The organism is Natrialba asiatica DSM 12278, from assembly GCF_000337555.1.
Classification (GTDB): Archaea; Halobacteriota; Halobacteria; order Halobacteriales; family Natrialbaceae; genus Natrialba; species Natrialba asiatica.
In genome coordinates this window covers 116,123-134,947 of record NZ_AOIO01000039.1, presented here as the reverse complement: position 1 = coordinate 134,947, position 18,825 = coordinate 116,123, and the positions used below count along the sequence as shown (strand labels likewise).

17 protein-coding genes are annotated in these 18,825 nt (G+C 64.6%); 9 read left to right on the top strand and 8 right to left on the bottom strand.

Going from position 1 to position 18,825, the window contains the following annotated elements; translation table 11 throughout:
• On the bottom strand, positions 1 to 221 hold a 221-nt coding region (locus C481_RS17550), incomplete at its 3' end, for an asparagine synthase-related protein (RefSeq protein ID WP_006110665.1).
• 150 nt (positions 222 to 371) lie between these two features.
• Positions 372 to 1,652, bottom strand: a complete 1,281-nt coding sequence (locus C481_RS17545) for an MFS transporter (protein ID WP_006110664.1) — start codon at positions 1,650 to 1,652, stop codon at positions 372 to 374.
• A gap of 158 nt (positions 1,653 to 1,810) precedes the next feature.
• Here C481_RS17545 and C481_RS17540 point away from each other — a divergent pair, with 158 nt between their 5' ends.
• The 4 genes from C481_RS17540 (at position 1,811) to C481_RS17520 (ending at position 6,143) form a co-directional block, all read left to right on the top strand.
• A complete protein-coding gene (locus C481_RS17540; protein ID WP_006110663.1) occupies positions 1,811 to 2,383 on the top strand; it encodes a DUF6789 family protein in 573 nt (190 codons plus the stop codon).
• Positions 2,384 to 2,538: 155 nt separating this feature from the next.
• Positions 2,539 to 3,888, top strand: coding sequence for an MmgE/PrpD family protein (locus C481_RS17535; RefSeq protein ID WP_006110662.1), 1,350 nt, complete (start codon positions 2,539 to 2,541; stop codon positions 3,886 to 3,888).
• A gap of 392 nt (positions 3,889 to 4,280) precedes the next feature.
• Positions 4,281 to 5,117, top strand: coding sequence for a phosphosulfolactate synthase (locus tag C481_RS17525; RefSeq protein ID WP_049904745.1), 837 nt, complete (start codon positions 4,281 to 4,283; stop codon positions 5,115 to 5,117).
• 81 nt (positions 5,118 to 5,198) lie between these two features.
• The gene (locus C481_RS17520; RefSeq protein ID WP_006110659.1) at positions 5,199 to 6,143 is read left to right on the top strand and encodes a metallophosphoesterase family protein; all 945 of its coding nucleotides are present in this window, start codon (positions 5,199 to 5,201) and stop codon (positions 6,141 to 6,143) included.
• A 146-nt stretch (positions 6,144 to 6,289) separates the two neighbouring features.
• Here C481_RS17520 and C481_RS17515 read toward each other — a convergent pair whose 3' ends face one another.
• Entirely contained in the window at positions 6,290 to 6,526 is a 237-nt protein-coding gene (locus C481_RS17515; RefSeq protein WP_006110658.1) for a hypothetical protein, read from the bottom strand.
• Between the two features lie 84 nt (positions 6,527 to 6,610).
• A complete protein-coding gene (locus tag C481_RS17510; protein ID WP_006110657.1) occupies positions 6,611 to 8,914 on the bottom strand; it encodes a PAS domain-containing sensor histidine kinase in 2,304 nt (767 codons plus the stop codon).
• Positions 8,915 to 9,128: 214 nt separating this feature from the next.
• On the opposite strand from C481_RS17510, the gene C481_RS17505 reads away from it, so the two are divergent.
• The 4 genes from C481_RS17505 (at position 9,129) to C481_RS17490 (ending at position 13,781) form a co-directional block, all read left to right on the top strand.
• Positions 9,129 to 11,204: a MutS-related protein gene (locus tag C481_RS17505; protein WP_006110656.1), complete on the top strand. Its 2,076-nt coding sequence runs from the start codon at positions 9,129 to 9,131 to the stop codon at positions 11,202 to 11,204.
• 152 nt (positions 11,205 to 11,356) lie between these two features.
• Entirely contained in the window at positions 11,357 to 12,487 is a 1,131-nt protein-coding gene (locus C481_RS17500; protein ID WP_006110655.1) for an ORC1-type DNA replication protein, read from the top strand.
• Between the two features lie 272 nt (positions 12,488 to 12,759).
• On the top strand, positions 12,760 to 13,176 hold the full coding sequence (locus C481_RS17495; RefSeq protein ID WP_006110654.1) for a DUF2267 domain-containing protein: 417 nt from the start codon (positions 12,760 to 12,762) through the stop codon (positions 13,174 to 13,176).
• Between the two features lie 191 nt (positions 13,177 to 13,367).
• On the top strand, positions 13,368 to 13,781 hold the full coding sequence (locus tag C481_RS17490; RefSeq protein ID WP_006110653.1) for a GNAT family N-acetyltransferase: 414 nt from the start codon (positions 13,368 to 13,370) through the stop codon (positions 13,779 to 13,781).
• 63 nt (positions 13,782 to 13,844) lie between these two features.
• Here C481_RS17490 and C481_RS17485 read toward each other — a convergent pair whose 3' ends face one another.
• Positions 13,845 to 14,111, bottom strand: coding sequence for a DUF7553 family protein (locus C481_RS17485; RefSeq protein WP_006110652.1), 267 nt, complete (start codon positions 14,109 to 14,111; stop codon positions 13,845 to 13,847).
• A gap of 214 nt (positions 14,112 to 14,325) precedes the next feature.
• On the opposite strand from C481_RS17485, the gene uvrB reads away from it, so the two are divergent.
• A complete protein-coding gene (gene uvrB / locus C481_RS17480; protein WP_006110651.1) occupies positions 14,326 to 16,383 on the top strand; it encodes an excinuclease ABC subunit UvrB in 2,058 nt (685 codons plus the stop codon).
• Positions 16,384 to 16,543: 160 nt separating this feature from the next.
• Here uvrB and C481_RS17475 read toward each other — a convergent pair whose 3' ends face one another.
• The 3 genes from C481_RS17475 to yciH form a co-directional block, all read right to left on the bottom strand.
• Positions 16,544 to 17,770: a putative manganese transporter gene (locus C481_RS17475; protein WP_006110650.1), complete on the bottom strand. Its 1,227-nt coding sequence runs from the start codon at positions 17,768 to 17,770 to the stop codon at positions 16,544 to 16,546.
• Between the two features lie 134 nt (positions 17,771 to 17,904).
• Positions 17,905 to 18,387, bottom strand: a complete 483-nt coding sequence (locus C481_RS17470; protein ID WP_006110649.1) for a GNAT family N-acetyltransferase — start codon at positions 18,385 to 18,387, stop codon at positions 17,905 to 17,907.
• A gap of 67 nt (positions 18,388 to 18,454) precedes the next feature.
• Positions 18,455 to 18,751: a stress response translation initiation inhibitor YciH gene (gene yciH / locus C481_RS17465; RefSeq protein ID WP_086009704.1), complete on the bottom strand. Its 297-nt coding sequence runs from the start codon at positions 18,749 to 18,751 to the stop codon at positions 18,455 to 18,457.
• Positions 18,752 to 18,825 lie beyond the last annotated feature (74 nt).

The window sequence follows — 18,825 nt, the reverse complement described above, 5'->3', positions numbered from 1 at the left end:
CGGATGCCGATCTCGTCGGCGACCCGTTTTGCGTCCTCGAGTTCGGCGGCGGGGAGGGTTTCGCTCTTCGCGGTGCAGGCGACGGCGTCGTCGCCGAGGGCGTCGTGAGCGAGTGCGGCGACGACGCTCGAGTCGACTCCGCCCGAGAAGGCGACGAGGATGCCGTCGTGGGTCGCCAGTTCGTCGCGGGCGGCCGCCAGTTTGGCCTCGACGGTTGTCATGGGGCCTGGTTCGGACCGGATACGCAAAAGCGCGTTGTCGTCGTAGCGCCGTCGCGGCGTGGTGCCGTAGTGGCGCGGTGGTTCGGCGGTCTGGCGACCTGGAGGATGGCTTCTGGAATCGGCAGTTCCCGCTCTCTTGAGTTGCCGCTGTTAGTCGTCCAGCGACTCGCTGGCCACACTCTGCTCTCTCGTCGCCGGAAGCAACGCGCCCGTCTCGCGGTAGATGCCGACGAGCAGGATTCCGCCCGCGACCAGCGGCATGATCGCACACGCGGCGTACACCGGCGAAAAGCCGAGCGTATCGACGAGCGGAACCGAGAGCAGCGGCCCGAGTCCGCCGCCGACATCGCCGAGCACGTTCGTCGTTCCGGACGCCCGGCCCATGCGCTCGTCCGGCGTGAGGTCGGCGAGCAGCGCCATGAGCGGGCCGCTGGTCCCGCCCTGTCCGGCGCCGATGAAGAGACAGGCGACGGTCAGCGTCGCCGCCGAACTCGCGCCCGCCAGCAGGACGAAGCCGACGAACGAGACGAGCAGGAAGACGAGCAGCGTCGGCACCCGCGAGTTCGTTCGGTCGCTCGCGTAGCCGCCGGCGAACATGAACGTGGCCGCGGCGAGGACGGTGACGGCCATGAAGATGCCGGAAGAGCCCTGGGCGTCGAAGCCGAGGACGCCGATTCCGTGGACGGAGAGGAATTGGACGAGCGTCGCGAACAGCGCGCCGATGTAGGCGAACAGGACGGCGAAGTTGACCAGGCCGACGATGATCGTCGTCACGCTGGTGTCGACGTTCCAGGGCGCGACGGCCTCTCGGGTGTCGGTGACGTGCGTCTCCGGAACGGTCAGGGCGGCCATCACGCTCGCGAGTAACGAGAACGCCGTCGCGACGAGGAACGCGGCCGGGATGCCGGCGAGTTCGCTGACGACGCCGCCGAGGACGAGGCCGGTCGGGAAGCCGAAGATGCTGCCGCCGCGGATGAGGCCCATGCTGGTCCCGCGCGAGTCGGCCTCGCTCACGTCGGCGGCGATGGTGTAGGCGGTCGCAAAGACGAGCGCGCTTCCGAGGCCCCAGACGATGCGGGCGAGGAGGAACCAGGCTTCGGGAAGCGGAGCGACCATCGCGACGACGTAGCCGAACGTGCCGACGCTCTGAACCAGCAGGCCGGCGATGAACGGCGTTCGCGTGCCGACGCGGTCAACGAGTCCGCCCGCCGGCGCGCTCGCGAGGAGCCGCGAGAACCGGTTCGCACTGAGGATGAAGCCGACGAGAAACGGCGAGATACCCAGTACGTCGCCCAAGTTCGGCAGGATCGGAAAGATGACGCCACCGCCGAAGCCGACGAAGAAGGTGCTGGCGACGACGGACCCGATGATCAGGTACTGCCGTCTCGAACTGTATTGTGCCGTCTCGTCCGTTCCCGGTGTCTCGTCCACGCTTCTACTCCCGTCTGACTAGTCGGTCAATTCGACGTAACCGTCTATCGATACCGGCAGTCGCGTCGATCTATTGCGCAGACACACTTTCCGTCCAGTTGCAGTCAGGTTCACGCCGGAGCGTTAAGGAACTCCCAGTGGTAGCGTACCAAACCCCCATGTCAGTATTCGATCGGTTACGGCAGTTCGGGTCGGATTCGCCGGCGCCGAAGCGTTCCGAATCGGTAACCGACAAGTCGCGTCTCGCACACGCCGGCAGTGCTGCAGTTCGCGGGCTTCAAGCCGGTTTCGTCGCGACGCTCATCATGACGGCGTTTCGGCTCCCGATCTTGCGCTCGCTGCCACCGTCCGCCAACTTCTGGGCGCAGTACGTCTCCGGCGGCGACCCCGACGACCATCCGATCGTCGGCATCGCCTTACACCTCCTCTACGGCGTCCAGGCCGGTGCCGTGTTCGGCGCGCTCTTCGCCCTCCAGGACGCCGAAGAGTCGATCGAACCGGAGCAACGCGGCCTCGTCTGGGGAACCGTCTTCGGGATGGCCCTCTCCGCGTTCGGCTCCCAGATCATGCTGAAGGAACTGCTCGACATCCGACTCGACACCGACGAACTCGCGCTGTTTCACGCCGGCCACCTCGTCTACGGCCTCGCCCTGGGAGCCTGGGTCGGCTCGCGCACGGAAGGCGTTCAGGACCCGGACCGCGAGTACGGTTACAACGACGACGATCCCTGACCGGACGCCCGTTGCTCGGTTAGACGCCCGATCGAACTATCGAACGCGCATCTCCTGCCTCGGACGACCGAGCCACTCGCGATCGGCGGTGACGTCGATTCTGATCGCCCGCCGACCACGCCAAGACGTTTGGCGGTCGTTGTGGTACCAGCCGTATGACGACGGCACTCAAACTCGCCGAGTTCGTCCGGGAGACCGACTACGACGACCTCTCCGCGGACGTTCGCGACGCGCTCAAACGACGGCTTCTCGACGCGGTCGGGATCGCCGTTCCCGCCGAAGTCGCCGGCCCGCCACAGGCCGTCCGCCGGACGGTCACGGCGCTCGAAGACGACGGGCCCTGTACGCTCTGGGGTCGCGACCAACGCGCCTCTCCGGTCGGCGCGGCGATGCACAACACGGCGCTCGTTCGCTACCTCGACTACATGGACTCGTTTCTCGCGCCCGGCGAGACGCCCCATCCGAGCGACAACGTCGCGGCCGTCGTCGCCGCCGCCGAGTTCGCCGATCGCTCCGGCACCGACCTGCTCGCCGGCCTCGCGATCGCCTACGAGATCCAGGCCGAACTCGCCTGGAACGCGCCCGTCCGCGAGCGGGGATTCGACCACGTCACCCACACCGTCGTCTCGGCCGCCGCCGGCGCGTCCAAGGTACTCGAACTCGATCTCGAGGAAACGCGGAGTGCGATCGCTATCGCCGCGACGGGTCACAACGCCCTTCGCGTGACCCGAACCGGCGAGATCAACGAGTGGAAGGGGCTCGCGTCGGCCAACGCCGCTCGCAACGCGGTTTACGCGGCGATGCTCGCGAAACACGGGGTGGCCGGCCCGCGGAACGTCTTCGAGGGGCAGAAGGGCTGGCAGGACGTGATCTCGGGGCCGTTCGAGGTCGAGTTGACGCCGGGAGAGCGAGTTCACGACGTGATGACGAAACGATACGTCGCCGAGACCTACGCCCAGTCCGCGGTCGAAGGCGTCGTCGAACTCGCCGAGCGCGAGGACCTCGATCCGGCGAAGGTCGCCGGTATCAAACTCGAGACGTTCGGCGGCGCGAAGCTCATCATCGGCGGCGGCGAGGGCAACCGCTACGAGGTCGCCAATCGAGCACAGGCGGACCACTCGCTGCCGTACATGCTCGCCGTCGCGCTGATCGATCGCGACCTCTCGCTGGCGCAGTACGATCCTGATCGAATCCGTCGGAACGACGTTCAGCAGTTGCTCCGGATCGTCGACGTCTCCGAGGATCCCGCCCTTACGGAACGCTTCGAAAACGGGGAGATGCCCGCCGTCATCGACGTCACGATGGACGACGGGACCACCTACCGGGTCGAGAAGGACGCCTTCCGAGGTCATCCGACCGATCCGATCGGGTGGGACGGCCTCGCGGAAAAATTCGAGACGGTCACCGACGAGTTCATCGACGCCGAGCGTCGCGATGACATTCAGGCGCTGATCCGCTCGATCGAAGACCACAAAGTGACCGACCTGACGGCACTCCTCGCCTGACCGCGTTCGAACTCGTGCGAAAACGGCGATTCGTAGAGCTGCGTCCCGGTCAGTTGTATCGCCCTGCCAGCCAGAGCAGAGCCAGGATCGTGCCAACCCAGATCGCCGTGATAGCGAGTCCAAATCGCGGACTTGTAAGCGGGAGCCCGTCCAGGGATCCCGTAATCCGATTTCCCGCCCATAAAACAATAAACAGGGAGACGGCGAACGCTATGATGCGCGTCTCATAGTAAAACCAGGTCTTTAGGCCTTCTAGCGACGGCATAGTCTCGAATTTCGCTCGGAACGGTATAGTCTTTCAGTCACTCCACTCACCGGAGATCTATCACCGGCGGAGGAGTTCAATCGAGCGGCGTGACAGCGTTTTGGTCCTGCTCGTGGTCGGGCTCTCCATGGCCGACACTGACCGCGCGTTCGACTTCCTGCACGTCAACGAGCGCGAGGACAAACCCCGAGAGACCGGCATCACCGAGATCCGCGGCCCCTACTACGACCCGATGGGTCCGCGGGAACTGCGCGACATCCTGGAGACGATGGGCGCGTACGTCGACATCTACAAGTTCTCCGGCGGCTCGTTCGCGCTGATGCCCGAAGACGCCGTCCGAGAGCTGATCGAGGTCTGCCACGACCACGACGTGCTGGTCTCGACCGGCGGCTTCATCGAGAACGTCCTGATCCGCGACCACGACCGGGTCGAACGGTACATCGAGGAAGCCGCCGACCTCGGCTTCGATATCGTCGAAATCTCGAGCGGCTTCCTCGCGATCGACGTCGACGACACGGTCGCGCTCACCGAACTCGTCCAGGATCACGGCCTGCAGGCGAAACCAGAGATCAACGTCCAGTTCGGTGCCGGCGGCGCGTCGAGCGTCGAGGAACTCGAGAGCGAGTCCGCGATCGATCCGACGAGCGCGATCGAGGAAGGCAAACGACACCTCGAGGCCGGCGCGTACAAAGTCATGGTCGAATCCGAGGGAATCACCGAACGAGTTCGCGACTGGCGGACGGACGTCGCCTTCGAGATCGCAACTGAACTCGGGATCGAGCACTGCGTCTTCGAGGCCGCCGATCCCGCGGTGTTCGAGTGGTACATCAAACAGTTCGGGCCGCGGGTGAACCTCTTCGTCGATAACTCCCAGATCGTCGAACTCGAGTGTATGCGCTCGGGGCTCTGGGGGAAGAAATCGACGTGGGGACGGATCGCGAGCTACGACGGTGACGATGGCTAGCCGCGGCGGAGACCGTTCCCGTTCCGACGGCGAATGACGGTCTAGCGCTTACACGTCTCGTTGTCGTTGGAGACGATACCGATGCCAACTCGTCCGCATTCCGGACAGGTTCTCGCACGCCTCGAGCGACCGACGGCGACCGACCCGACCCGGCTCGGCGTCCTTTCGGACGTTCATCTCGCGACGGACGCAACGGGTACCTGGAAGGTGTTTCACCGCACGGAGCGCCACCTCCGGGCCGCCGTCAACGCCGTCAACGACCGCGACTACGACGGCGTCGTCATCGCCGGCGACCTGACGCGAAACGGCAACCCCGACGAGTTCAGGCTGTTCGACGAACTCGCCGGGTTCGATCCGCCGGCGGTCGCCGTTCCCGGCAATCACGATTTCCCGACGGCGTTCGACGAGCACGACTCGCTGCCGATCGCGGCGTTCGAGGATCGATACACCCCCGGCGGGCTGCCCTTTCACGTCCGGTTCGGCGGCCTCGACGTGTTCGGGTTGAACAGCCACGCGGCGACGCCGGACGCGCCCGCGGAGACGTGGGATGGCCGTATTGACGCGGCGCAGTTGATGTGGCTCGACGAGGTGCTGTCTGAGTCCGCGCCCGATGCCGATACGTCGGTCGTCGTCGTCCACCACAACCTGCCCGCGACGGGTGCGCTCTACGAACGCTACAGTTCCGAACTCCCCGTCGAGGGAAGCGTCCCCGGCTTCTCCAATCCGGAGCCGTTGGTCGACCTGCTCGTGAGCCACGACGTCTCGCTGGTCATCACCGGGCACCTCCACTTTCCCGCGCTCGAACGCGCCGACGGCATCACGGAACTTACCGTTCCCGCCGTCTCCTCGTTTCCACACGCGCTCGTCGAACTCGCTGCCGACGAGCGCGGGACGGTTGTGAGACTGATTCCGCTCACCGATAGCGACGGCATGGTCGAATCGATCGCCCACGGCCTCGAGAAGGACCGCGTCCTCCTGTCGGCGGCGCAGTTGGCGACGCTTCCGCTCGTCGACGACTTCGCTTGAACCGGGCTGCACGCGGTGTCTTGCCACTGCAGGGACGACATCGACGTGCGCCGCGCGCGTCGGTTCGAATAACTGTCGAACGCCGATTTTGGCGAGGACTACTGCTGTCGATGCGCGACAGTGCGTTTCGAGCGCTCGGTGAGCGCTCAGGCTGCACTCGATTTCGATCCCGAATCCGACGGGCTCCCGCGACGGATCACGCTTGCGAGCCCCTGTGCGACCAGGCCGATGACTGCCCACTTCCAGGCGAGGACGGCGACGCCGAGCAACAGGAGTGCGCGGACGTTGTTGCCGCGATTGAGCGCTCGCTTCATCTCGAGCAACACCGAGGCAACGGTGAGCGACCGGGTCAGTTTCGAGCCGAGGAGACGTTTGAACACCATACTCGTAGTTGGAATGCTGATCGGATAACGAGTTGCCCGGATCGCGCAAGCCCTCTCGGCGTCGGACGCCGTACACCGTCGCGATTACGAGCCTTCCACCGCTGGCAGCGTGAACGAAAACGTCGATCCCGCCCCCGGCTTCGAGTCGACCCATATCTCGCCGCCGTGGCGCTCGATGATCCGCCGGCACAGCGCGAGTCCGATCCCCGTCCCGGGGTGGTCTTCGCGGGTGTGTAACCGCTCGAACACTTCGAACACCCGGTCCTGCTCGTCCGCTTCGATACCGATCCCCTCGTCGCGAACCGAAATCACCCACTTCTGGCGTCGGTCGGACGCGCGCCGGTCGGCGTCGATGTGCACTCGCGGTCGGTCGGCCCCGCTGTACTCGATGGCGTTGCCCAACAGGTTCTGGAAGACCTGCCGCAACTGGTCGGCATCGCCCTCGACCCGCGGCAGATCGACGGCCGTAATCTCGGCGTTCGTTTCCTCGATCTGGACCCGTAGGTCCTGGCGAACGTCCGCGAGAATATCGTCGAGTGCAACCGGCTTGAGCGGCTCGCCACGGGTCTCGATCCGAGAGTACGTGAGGAGCGCCTCGATCATCTTTCGCATTCGGTCCGCGCCGTCGATGGCGAACTCGAGGAACTCTTCGCCGTCCTCGTCGAACGCGTCGCCGTAGCGGTGTTCGATGAGTTGCAGGTAGCTCGAGACCATCCGGAGCGGTTCCTGCAGGTCGTGTGAGGCGGCATAGGCGAACTGTTCCAACCGTTTGTTCGACTCTTCGAGTTGCGTGATCGTCTCTTCGAGTTTGCGCTGGTTCTCTTTCCGTTCGGTGATGTCGTGGGCCATCGTCACGCCGGCGAAGACGTTTCCTTCGTTGTCCGTGACCGGGACCGCGTATACGACCCACTCCCTCCCGTCGTGCCAGAGTTCAACCGAGCGCCTCTCGCCGTTTAACGCGGCGCGGAGGATCGGTTCGAGGTTGTCGCGCGTTTCCGCCGACCAGGCGTCGTAAAAGTTAGCGCCCTCGACGTCGCTCGGCTCTTCGTCGACCTTCTCGAAGCCCTGTCCCGCCGCGAGCGTGTAGTCGAGGTTGTGATCGTACAGGGTGATGATCCCGTCCGGGAAGTACTCAGCGATCGTCCGGTATCGTTGTTCGGATTCTTCTAAGGCCTGTTCGCGGCGCTTTCGTTCGGTCACGTCGCGGAAGTACACCGAGATCCCCGTCTCGGACGGGTAGAGATTCGCCTCGACCCAGAAACCGAGATGATCGTAGTAGAGTTCGTAGCTGGTCGCGACCTGTTCGTCACGAGCCGTGTGAAAGGCGTCCCAGACCTCGTCGATCTCGGCGGACGAAGGGAAGACGTCCCAGAGCTTTTCGCCGAGAAGGTCTGCTTCCGGATAGCCCAGCAACTCCTCGGCGCGCTCGTTGACGAGCGTGAATCTGAACTCCTCGTCGACCGCGTACAGCGCGTCGGAGATCCGATCGAAGATCCGCTGGAGTTCGCTCTTGAGTTCCATCTCGCGTTTCCGCCGGTCGGTCATGTCGCGGGTGACCTTCAGATAACCCTGGTGGGTACCGTCCTCGTCCCAGTCGGGCGTGATCGTGACGTTCGCCCAGAATCGCGTGCCGTCCTTTCTGATTCGCCAGCCTTCGTCCTCGACGGAACCGTTCTCGATCGCGGCCTCGAGATTTCGCTCGGGTACGTTTGTCTCCCGATCCTCCGCAGTGTAGAACGTCGAGAAGTGTTTTCCGATGATTTCGGCGCGATCGTACCCTTTGATTTGTTTTGCGCCCCGGTTCCAGGTGGTGACGTATCCGTTCTCGTCAAGCCGGAAGATCGCGTACTCTTCGACCGCATCGACGAGCGACTGGAACGCTTCCTCGTTCTCTTCGATATCTCCCTCGGACCGCTCTTGACCGGTGGTGTCATCACTCGTTACCGCTGATCCGGACGAGTTCACCTGTTGTGTTGTCTCCGAACGGTTTCGAATGACGCCGATGATCCCGTGAAACGAACCGTCCTCGTCCATCCCCGCGAGCCGGAATTCACAGGGGATTACGGTTCCAGTAGCCGTCTGAACGTCCAGTTCCAACGGGGTGACCGAATCAGTACCGGCCGCCGCTTGGCCGGCGATCTTTCGTTCGATCGTTTCGGTGTCGGTCTCGTTGAGAATTACAGAGACGTGTTCGCCGCGGAGTTCGGCGTCAGTATACCCGGTGAGTTCGACAATACTGTCGTTGACCGCAACGAACCGTCCTTCTGTATCGAGTTGACAAATACCGTCGTCGATCGCCGTTACGAGCGCCCGAAATCGCGTGAGTAAATCGCCGTCATCGACATCCCCCCAAAGCGATTGCGTCGCCCTATCCTGTCGCCTATCCATATCTTTCTGATGGGGTTTGAACGGGATAAATCTCTTGCCGACTCCTGGTACTCGCTCTCACCGGTGCCGACAGAGATGGTGTGATATTCTGATATATTACCGGTCGACTATCCTTCCGTCTCCTTCCACGTCCGTGACCGATGGTAGCACGGCAGCCGAACGGCCGGGGCGGGAGCTTTTTCTCGCTCCGGTTTGATACGACCGTCGAGAAGCAATGGATCTCGAGTCGATTCCGGGCGTCGGCGAGAAGACCGCTCGGGCGCTGTCGGAACTCGACGACCCCGAGCAGGCGCTCCGCGCGGGCGACGTCGCGGCGCTCGCTACCGCACCCGGGATCAGTCAGGGACGGGCCGCCCGCATCGCTCGCGGTGCGATTCGCCACGACCACGACGACCCCGGCGGTTTCCTCGCAACCGACCGCGCGAGAGAGATCTACCGCGAGGTCCTCTCACTGCTCACGGAACGGACCGTCACCGACTACGCCGCCCAGCGCGTCGAGACGTTCTACCCGAGTTCACAACGCTCGCGCATCGAGCAGGTCCAGACGTTCGCCCGCGAGGCGATCGCTCGCGACCCCGCTCCCGCGGTACTCGATGCCTTGACGGGCGTCGAACCGCTTGCAACCCCTGGCGACGTTCGCGTTCGCGAGCGCTGTCTGGCGACGACCGACGCCGAGCGCTACGCCGCGGCCCGCGAGGCGATCCCCGAACTCTCCGTCGAGATCGTCGAGGACGCCCAGGGCTTAGCCGAACTCGCGCGCGGCTACTCGACCGTTATCGCCCTCGACGAATCCTTCGCGGGCGTCACCGTCGAGGGCGACGTCCAGGTTCGACCCGACGCCCTGGAGCACCCGGCCGAAATCGTCCCCGAGCGGCCGCTCGCGTTCTTCGCCCGCAACCGCGACCGGATCACCGCCGCCATCGCGGTCCACCGGGCCGCCGATCTCGACCCGCCGTCAGACTGCGACATCGACGCCCTCGAAGACGGCCTCTCGCGGCTCGAGGCGGACGGCACCGTCGCCGGCGACGACGAACTCGACCGACTGACGGTCGCCGTCGACGACCTGGACGCGGCCGTCGGCACGGCCGAAACCGTCGCGAACGACCACCTCCGCGAGGCGATCCGCGAGGAGGACGTGACCATCGAGGGGTCGGACCTCCTCTCGCTCGTCGAACGCGGCGCCGGCGTCGACTCGCTGCTCTCCCGGGAACTGGCCGACGAGTTCGCCGCGGCCGTCGCGGCCGCCCGCGAGCACCTGATCGACGCGCTCGACCTCGATTCGGGCGAGGCCGAGGTCGCGAGACGAACCTTCGGCGACGAACCGACGTTTCCGGTCGAGCGCGACGAGGACGCGACCGCCCGGTTACGCGAGGACCTCACCGCGACTAAGGAGCGCCGCGCGGGCACACTCAAGCGCGACCTCGCGGCCGATCTCGCCGACCAGCGCGCCGGTGCGCGCGACCTCGTCCGGAACGCGCTCGAACTCGATGTCGAACTCGCGGTCGCCCGATTCGCCGACGAGTTCGGCTGCACGATGCCGACGTTCGTCCCGGCGGCTGATGAGAGGGCGGCGGGATTCGACATCGAAGCCGGGCGCTCCCCGCTGCTTGACGAACCGCTCGCGGACATCGACCCCGTCGACTACGACGTGTCGGGCGTCACGCTCCTCTCCGGCGTCAACAGCGGCGGGAAGACCTCGCTGCTCGATCTGGTTGCGAGCGTCGTCGTCCTCGCACACATGGGACTGCCCGTCCCCGCCGAGCACGCTCGCCTGCGGCGATTCGACGACCTGCACTACCACGCCAAAACGCAGGGCACGCTGGACGCGGGCGCGTTCGAGTCCACCGTCCGCGAGTTCGCCGACCTCGCCCAGGGCGGCGAGGGCTCGCTCGTGCTCGTGGACGAACTCGAGAGCATCACCGAACCCGGCGCGTCGGCGAAGATCATCGCCGGCATCCTCGAAGCGCTGGCGGCGAACGGCGCGACGGCCGTCTTCGTCTCCCACCTGGCGGACGAAATCCGCGAGATGGCCGACTTCGACGTGACCGTCGACGGCATCGAGGCCGTCGGGCTGGTCGACGGTGAACTCGAGGTGAACCGCTCGCCGGTGAAGGACCACCTCGCGCGGTCGACGCCGGAGTTGATCGTCGAGAAGTTGGCGACGGAGGCGAGTGCGGACGGGGCGGACGCGGCAGGCGGAACGGCGGCCGAGTCCGCCCGCACAAACGGCGGCGCCGAAACGGTCTCCGAACCACAATTCTACGACCGGTTACTCGAGAAATTCGAGTGAACCGCGGGCGGGCGCACCGATGGTCCCCGGTCGGAATCGCCCGTTCCGGGATCACCGATCGGCGCGTCGGTCGGAAGAAACTGCCACGTCGAGCGGGTCAGAATACGATAGACAGCAAACAACTAAGTAACTCGGACAGCGTGGTGAAAGTGATGCCAGACGACCCCGAAGGGGGGATGCTGTCGTGGGACGAGTCCGTGTTCAGAGACGAACACGTCTTCGAAATCGACTACGTCCCCGAGACGTTCAAACACCGAGAAGGCCAGATGCGAAACCTGACGTACGCGCTCCGCCCCGCCGTACGTGGTTCGCGCCCCCTCAACGTCATGGTCCGCGGCCCGCCCGGAACCGGCAAGACGACGGCCATCCAGAAGCTCTTCGACGAGGTCGGTGCCCAGACCAGCGACGTTCGAACGATCCGCGTCAACTGCCAGGTCAACGCCACCCGCTACTCGGTGTTCTCGCGCCTGTTCGAAGGCACCTTCGACTACGAACCCCCCTCGTCGGGTATCTCGTTCAAGAAACTCTTCGGCCAGATCGCCGAGAAACTCGTCGACGACGACCGCGTCCTCGTCGTCGCTCTCGACGACGTCAACTACCTCTTCTACGAAAACGAGGCGTCTGATACCCTCTATTCGCTCCTTCGCGCCCACGAGGAGTACCCCGGCGCGAAGATCGGCGTCGTCGTCGTCTCCTCCGACCCCGCTCTCGACGTCATCGACGAACTCGACTCGCGCGTCCAGAGCGTCTTCCGCCCCGAAGACGTCTACTTCCCCGTCTACGACAGCCCCGAAATCGGCGACATCCTCGACGAACGCGTCACGCGCGGCTTCCACGACGGCGTCATCGCCCGCGACACGCTCGAACACGTCGCCGATCTCACCGCCGACAGCGGCGACCTCCGCGTCGGTATCGACCTCCTGCGCCGGGCCGGACTCAACGCCGAAATGCGCGCCAGCCGCACCGTCGAACGCCAGGACGTCGACGAAGCCTACGAACAGTCGAAGTACGTCAACCTCTCTCGCTCGCTGTCCGGACTCACCGACACCGAACTGACGCTCCTCGAAGTCATCGCCAACCACGACGGCGAGCAGGCCGGCGAGGTCTACGACGTCTTCCGCGACCACACTGAACTCGGCTACACCCGCTACTCCGAAATCGTCAACAAACTCGACCAGCTCAGCCTGATCGACGCCGAATACACGGAGGTCGACGGACGCGGTCGGTCGCGGTCACTATCGCTGTCCTACGAGAAAGAGGCCGTATTAGATCGACTCGAGTGACCGCTTGCAGGTGTCGACGAGAAACGGTAGTCGACCGCGGGGTGCCCCTCGAAGACGCCAACCGGCGATCGCCGGCCCAACCGCCACGGCCAGTTCCGTCCAACGACCGATATGGAACGCCACGACTTCTATCAGGCCGTCCAACAGCAAGCGGACCTTCCGTAAGAGGCTGACGCACGCGTTGCAACGCAGGCCGTCCTCTCGGCTGGTCGACGCCGGACCCGGCAGTTGCTGCCCGAACCGTGAGGGGCCGACTCACCGTGGGCGCGGATATGGAGCAATCAGTGTTATTCGAGACGGTGAGCGACCGGCTCGATACGGACGAGGAGGCAGCGAGTAACGCCACGCGGGCGGTGGTAGAGACGCTCGGCGAGCGATTGAGCGCGGACGAGAGCGAGGATCTGGCCGCGCAGCTTCCGGGCGATCTCGGACAGCACCTCACCGAGGGAGAATCGGACCAACGTTTTTCGGAGGAAGCGTTCGTCTCGCGGGTCGATCAGCGCATGGATACCGTCGACGTTCCGGCCCAGGATGCGACGACGAGCGTTCTGGGGACTGTTCTCGAGGCGGTCGACGAGCGGGATCGGGCGGCGGTCGTCGATCGGTTCCGTCACTACGGGTTCGAAGAGTTGCTCGCGGAGACGGATGCGGCGGTCGACGTGGGCGAGCGGACGCCGGACGAGTATTGAGCGTGCTATCGTTCGGCTATTGACTCCGGAACTCGTCGTCTCCCATCGCTCGGGATTCGCGCGCCTTCAGGCGCGAGCGGATGATCGATCGCCGGTCGGAACTGACACGGCGGTTCCTCGATCGTAGTTTCTCCTGTCGATTGGTAACTCACATCAATTATATTTTTCATCAGTCACTCGTCACGGACAGCATGGAAATACGGGAGCTAACCGTCGAGGCGGAGCGTCGCGAAGCGGTTCCGATCCTCCGTCAATTGTGTCGTGATACCGACCCGGCGGACGTGCTGGAGTGGACGGCGGATGATGACTACCGCTTGTTTGGCGGGTTCGTAGCTGGCGACGTAGTCGGCGTTGCGGGCGTTCTCGTTACGCATGTCCTCCATCACGCTCGCCACGCGTGGCTCTACGATCTCGTTGTCGACGAATCCCGGCGGGAGAACGGATACGGAACCGAACTGATCGCGTTCGTCGAAGAGTGGGCGACGGAGAACGGGTGTGAGTACGTCGCACTAGCGTCACCATCGGCGAAAGAGGCCGTTCACGAGTACTACGAAAACCGCAACTACGAGAAATGGGGTTACATCGTCGAGAAAGAACTCCACTGACACGCGCTACGCCCGCCGTTTCACCCCCGTCGGATAGCGCCGCGGTCTCAAGCCGTCGTCGACTCAGGCCTGGTCGATGGTCTCTCGATACGCTTCGACCGTCTCGATGGCCGAGTCGACCTTCGCTTCGGTGTTGCCGTCGGCTCGCTCGCGGACTTGACGGAGCGTATTGAGTCGCTCGTCGAGGAGGGCGTGATCGGGCTCGGTGTCGCCCATCACGTAGTCGTCGAACGCGTCGGTGGTTTCGCGGATGTCGTCCCGAACATCGTCGTCGGCGGACTTCGCCGCCTCTTCGAGGTCGTCGCGAGCCGCTTGAAGTTGCTCTGTCATGGTTCGATGCACAACGAGTCGGCTCATAACGGTTGGGCGAGCAGTAGCCACGTACGACTTGCTTCGCTAGTAGTGTGGTGAGCCAGTGGCTGAGAGCCGTGAACCGACGCCGATGAGCGTGTCGTGCGGTCGCCGATCACATCGCTCGGCCCGGACGTGACGCGTCTCGATCCGCATGCGAGCGCGTAAAGTGGTTCGAGTCCGTGTAACGGATATGAGTGATTCTCGAGGGCCACTCCAGCCGGACCGTCCCGATGTCGACCGGCCGTTCGCGGTCGACGCCCCGTTCGAACCCGCGGGCGACCAGCCCGAAGCCATTGCGCAGTTAGCCGACGGGTTCCGGTCGGACATGGAGAAACAGACGCTCCTCGGCGTCACGGGATCGGGGAAGACAAACACCGTCTCGTGGACCGTCGAGGAGATCCAGAAACCGACGCTGGTTATCGCCCACAACAAGACGCTCGCGGCGCAGTTGTACGAAGAGTTCCGCAGTCTCTTCCCCGAAAACGCCGTCGAGTACTTCGTCTCCTACTACGACTACTACCAACCCGAAGCCTACGTCGAGCAAACCGACACCTACATCGATAAGGACGCCTCGATCAACGACGAGATCGACCGCTTGCGCCACTCTGCGACGCGCTCGCTTTTGACTCGCGAAGACGTGATCGTCGTCGCCTCGGTCTCCGCCATCTACGGCCTCGGCGACCCGCGCAACTACGTCGATATGTCGCTGCGACTCGAGGTCGGCGAAGAGATCGGCCGCGACGAGTTGCTCGCCCAGCTCGTCGACCTGAACTACGAGCGCAACGACGTCGACTTCACGCAGGGGACGTTCCGGGTTCGCGGCGACACGATCGAGATCTATCCGATGTACGGCCGCTACGCCGTCCGCGTCGAACTCTGGGGTGACGAGATCGACCGCATGGTGAAGGTCGACCCGCTCGAGGGGGAGATGCAGGGCGAGCAGCAGGCCGTCCTCGTCCACCCGGCGGAGCACTACTCGATTCCCGAGCCGAAACTCGAGCGCGCGATGGACGAGATCCGCGACGATCTCGACTCCCGTATTTCGTACTTCGAACGCCAGGGAGACATGCTCGCCGCCCAGCGGATCGACGAGCGGACGACGTTCGACCTCGAGATGATGCAGGAGACGGGCTACTGTTCGGGCATCGAGAACTACTCGGTCTACCTCTCGGATCGCGAATCCGGCGAGGCACCCTACACGCTGCTCGATTACTTCCCGGAGGACTTCCTGACCGTCATCGACGAGTCCCACCAGACGATCCCGCAAATCCGCGGCCAGTACGCCGGCGACAAGTCCCGAAAGGATTCGCTCGTCGAGAACGGCTTTCGGCTCCCCACCGCGTACGACAACCGCCCGCTCACCTTCGAGGAATTCGAGGAGAAGACGGACCGGACGCTGTACGTTTCGGCGACGCCGAGCGACTACGAGCGCGAACACTCCGAGCGGATCGCCGAGCAGATCGTTCGGCCGACCCACCTCGTCGACCCCGAGGTTTCCGTCTCGCCCGCGAGCGGCCAGGTCGACGACCTCATGGACCGCATCGACGAGCGGATCGAGCGCGACGAACGCACGCTCGTGACGACGCTCACGAAGCGGATGGCCGAGGACCTGACCGAGTATCTGGAGGAAGCCGGCGTCGACGTCGCGTACATGCACGACGAGACGGATACCCTGGAGCGCCACGAGATCATCCGCTCGCTGCGACTCGGCGAGATCGACGTCCTCGTCGGCATCAACCTCCTGCGAGAAGGGTTAGACATCCCCGAAGTGAGCTTCGTCGCGATTCTGGACGCCGACCAGGAGGGGTTCCTGCGCAGCGAAACCACCCTCGTCCAGACGATGGGCCGGGCCGCCCGCAACGTCAACGGCGAGGTCGTCCTCTACGCCGACGACCCCTCGAACGCGATGGAGTCCGCGATCGAGGAAACCAAGCGCCGCCGCCAAATCCAGCGGGCGTACAACGAGGACCACGGCTTCGAACCGACCACCATCGATAAGGACGTCAGCGAGACGAACCTCCCCGGAAGCAAAACCGATACCACCGAAATCTCCGGCCGCGAACTCGACGACGAAGACGAGGCCGCCCGCTACATCGACGAACTCGAGACGCAGATGCAGGAAGCCGCGACCAACCTCGAGTTCGAGTTGGCAGCCGACATTCGAGATCGCATTCGCGAGGTCCGCGAGGAATTCGAACTCGAGGGCGACGCGGACGAGGGGATCGCGCCGCCGACCGAGGAGTTCTGAATCGACCGTCGGCAACGGTCAGGGTCAGGGTCAGGGTCAAGGCGCAGCCATAAACACGGCGGCGTCGACCGACCGGCAGTCGCCAACGGAGCGGTTTTCGTCGGGCCCGATGGGGCCGTCTCGTCGCGTTCGAGTGACCCGTAGTGGAGGAGACGAACCGTCAGAGCACGCCGAACCCGAACTCCGCCATGCCGAAGACCGGTCCCCACAGCAGGTGGAGCGCGACGCCGACGACGACCGCGGGCAGGAAGTTGTAGATCGTCGCGACGATCGCCGCTTTGGCGTCGACGGCCAGCAGCGGGAACAGCGCGTCGCCGTCCTGGCAGATCGCGTTGGCGGTCAGCGCGGAAAACGGCAATCCACCCTCGGCGTAGACGCTCGCCAGCAGGATCTGCGGGCCACAGCCGGGGATCAGCCCGACGACCGCGCCGCCGATCGGCGCGAGCACGCCCGCGGCCGCCGCGACCGTCGCGACGTTGACCCCCGTCAAGAGGACGCCGAACTCGTAGACGAGGAATGCCACGAGCACCCAGACGGTGACGAAACTGGTCTCCATCGCCGCGTGGGTGAGCGTCTCGTAGACCGAGCCGAACGAATCGCGAGCGCGGGCGACCTCTCCCTCACCCACGTAGTGGCGGCCGACGACGTAGAGGTACAGCGAGAGCACCGCACCGACGATGCCGACGGCCGTAAACGCGCCCGCGAAGTCGGTGCCGAGTCGGATCGGGACCTCGGGCCCGCCCCGGAGCAGGTACTGCGTCCCGAGGACGAGTCCGGCGACGGCACTCAGCCACCAGCCGACGTGGACGAGGTGCGAGAGCGGCGTGAGAACTCGCGAGTGACGATCCGGTCCCGTCTCGTGGGCGTGCGTCGGTGCCGAACCCCCGTAGTCGTGGGCCGGGTTCGGCCCGACGCTGCCGTTGACGACGGTTCCGCCGTCGGGCGTCGCGGCGGGCGAGAGTCGAGCCACGGCAGCATCGATTCGGGAGACGCCCAGACCGACCGAGTCGACGAGGTAGCCGGTTGCCACGGACGCCGCGAACGCGATGACGTAGGCGTACAGTGCGGCTTCGGGGGCGAGCGCGAGGATGACGAACGCCGAGTCGCCGGCGGTCGCCCCGAGCGTGGCGACGACGGTACCGAAACTGACAGTTCCCCGGACGTACAGCGGCATCACGATGATCGCTCCGCCACAGCCCGGCGTCAATCCAAGCAGACCGCCGAACAGCACCTGTAATCGCTCGTTCTCTTCGATCGCGGCGAGCACGGCACCGTCGGTGTAGTACTGGAGCAGACCGAACGCGAGGACCGTCACCGCGACGAACGCACTCACCTGCACGTAACCGTCTCGAAGCGATTCCAGAAGGACCGTCAGCGCCTCGTTCACGAGTTCTCACTCGGAACCTGCGATCCGACGGCACGATCATTAGACATCTCTAAAAATATCTTTAGCACTATGGCATAAATACCTGCCGCTGGTCGCCGATGATGCGCAGGGGTAGGTGAGACGGCGACCGTCGCCTACAACGACAGCGTATAGACGACTTCTTCGTGCGCTTCGCCGCCTAACTCGACTGTCCCGGTATCCGTTTCTTCGAAACCGAGTTCTTCGTAGAAGGCGCGTCCGGTCGCGTTCGAGGCGAGGTCGATCGCTCGCATGCGGTTCATGTTGAAGTCCGCGAGATCGTCGCGCAGTCGCTCGTGCAGTGCAGTTCCGACGCCCTCGCGCTGGTGATCCGGGTGAACGTACATTCGGAGGACGTCGCCTTCATCGTCCTGGACGACGCCGTGAGTGAAGCCGACGACGCCGGCATCGGTTTCGGCGACGAGGACGGCGGTTCCGGGCTTCGAAAGCGCGCGCTCGAGTTCGTCGTCATCGTACCAGTCGTCGACGGTGTCGTCGATGACGTCGCTCGCAAGGTCGTCGTAGGTGTCGTGCCAGGTGTCGCGAGCGACTTCGCGGATGGCGCTGCGGTCGTCGGCGGTTGCCGGGCGAATCTCCATAGTATGAGCCACGACAGCAGTGCACAAAGTTGTACTCGCAACTCGATTTGGACCGGTGCAACTCGCGTTACGTTTGGACGTCGAAGCCGCGGTCGCGAAGTAGGTCCGGCACTCTGTCGCGGTGGTCGCCCTGGAGTTCGATACGGCCCTCGTCGACGGTCCCGCCGGTTCCGAGCGACGACTTGAGGTCGGAAGCGATCGATTCGATCTCGGACTCGGAGAGGTCGAAGCCCTCGACGATCGTCACCGGTTTTCCGTAGCGTCGTTCTTCCATGCGGATCGAGAGGACTTGTTCCGCCGTTTCGAGGTCGCTTTGGCTGTCGAGTTCGTCGAGCAGGTCGTCGAGCGGGTCGTCGTTAGACACGGGAGTAACTACGCTCGCGAAGGGCATAGAAATGTCCATTGTCCGGTTTTCCGACTCGTTTCGAGCGTCGAGCG